Origin of the sequence: Acidaminobacter sp. JC074 (assembly GCF_022496765.1) — a bacterium.
Classification (GTDB): Bacteria; Bacillota; Clostridia; order Peptostreptococcales; family Acidaminobacteraceae; genus JABXKX01.
Genome location: NZ_VANV01000193.1, coordinates 1 through 363 on the forward strand (window position 1 = coordinate 1; position 363 = coordinate 363).

The window sequence follows — 363 nt, forward strand, 5'->3', positions numbered from 1 at the left end:
ACGGGCTCAAGAAGAAACTCAAGGCAAAAAATGGAAGATGGCCCGAGGAGCTCCCCTCCATATTATGGTCCTACCGAACCACGCCCCGAAAAAGCACCAAAAGACGGGCTCAAGAAGAAACTCAAGGCAAAAAATGGAAGATGGCCCGAGGAGCTCCCCTCCATATTATGGTCCTACCGAACCACGCCCCGAAAAAGCACCAAAAGAACACCCTTCAGTTTGGCCTTCGGAATGGAAGCAGAAATACCAACAGAGGTACGGATACCTACCTTAAGAACCAAATTGGTGGAAACAGGCGAAAATGATCAAAGAATACAGGAGGAGCTCACCATGGCCGAGGCTGGACGAATTCAAGCGGCACTT

General features: G+C 49.9%; 1 protein-coding gene. It reads left to right on the forward strand.

Annotation, left to right across the window (positions count from 1 at the left end; genetic code table 11):
- Positions 1-363 (forward strand): hypothetical protein (locus EZV73_RS28550; protein WP_240843948.1); only part of this gene is annotated, 363 nt, incomplete at both ends.